Annotated in this window: 1 protein-coding gene and 1 pseudogene; one reads left to right on the forward strand and one right to left on the reverse strand. The window is 42.7% G+C overall.

Annotated features, from left to right (window positions below; genetic code table 11):
• On the forward strand, nucleotides 1-113 hold a 113-nt coding region (locus O9295_RS15175), incomplete at its 5' end, for a transposase (RefSeq protein ID WP_071784045.1).
• Nucleotides 114-122: 9 nt separating this feature from the next.
• Here O9295_RS15175 and O9295_RS15180 read toward each other — a convergent pair.
• Nucleotides 123-626: pseudogene (locus O9295_RS15180) on the reverse strand (family 10 glycosylhydrolase); the annotation flags it as partial.
• Nucleotides 627-1,179: the final 553 nt, after the last annotated feature.

Below are 1,179 nucleotides of genomic sequence, written 5' to 3' on the forward strand. Positions count from 1 at the left end.
TGGTCGAGGGAATCAACAATAAACTTAAACTAATAAAACGGAGAGGCTATGGCTTTAGAAACTTTCGGAATTTTTGGGTTAGAAGTATGTTATCTTGGCATCTTGTCTGTTGATTTAGCATAAAGGGTAACGAAGAGCCCATAAACCTTTAAACCGCGTTTATGTCCCTGTTCGATCGCCTGTGCTAATAAATCCACATTTCCCGCACCGGGATTTTTAATCACGCTATCCCAAACGGTGGGATTATTGTTAGGAGGTAATAAGACTTGACCATCGGCGAAAACTTCCAGATAAACTGTATTATAACCTTTGGCCACGATGCGATCGAGGATACTTTCTATCGATCCGGGACGGGTATCACAGGAGTAGAGACGTAACCAGATTGCCTGTTCTTGTAACCAGTGTCGGGAACGGCAAAAGCGCAATTGTGCAGCATATTTCTGCAATAAAATGTCATATTCTTGGGGGGAAGTTTGACGCAGATTTTCTTGTTGTTTGATTTCCGATTCGGACAGTTGACAATTATCATTGACCGCGAGGCTAGGGTTAATCCCTAGGGAACTACTCCAGAGGATTATAGCGAAGAAACAGGATAGCGATCGCAGATAATTGACTTTTTTTAACATAGTTGTTCACGGCAAAAGTAGCAAAGGAGAAATTTTCTTAGTTTGCTATTTTTTTAGAGCAGTTATCTTAATGGTGAGGTATAATGTTTTCGGTTTGGGGATAGGAGAGACAGGAGACGATTCTCAGTCAGATTATACTTCACCTTGATCGAAAATTTGGGTTGAAAACCCCGGCAAAATTTTGCCACCAACCAACCCAATCAACCGATCAGATGTTTCCCTTCAACTAATTTCTAAGCGCGAGTAGAGAGTTTCTTCAGGCTAGAAGCTAACCGCTCAATCTTCTTCCTTTGCAAGGCAAGATAGGAAGATGGAAAATTAGTTAGGGTTTGCTGAAAAAGTTTTTCCTAGAAGCAGGGTGTAGGGTGTAGGGTGTAGGGTGTGGGGTTTTACCCATTTTCAGGCGGTCAATTACCTAGGGTCTGCTGAAAAAGTTTTTCCTAGGGGCAGGGTGTAGGGTGTGGGGTGTGGGGTGTGGGGTTTTACCCATTTTCATCGGGTAAATTACCTAATTTTCAGGGAAAAAGTCCCGGAATTTTCCCCCCGACCACTC

Source organism: Microcystis sp. LE18-22.4A, from assembly GCF_027531105.1.
Lineage (GTDB): Bacteria > Cyanobacteriota > Cyanobacteriia > Cyanobacteriales > Microcystaceae > Microcystis > Microcystis aeruginosa.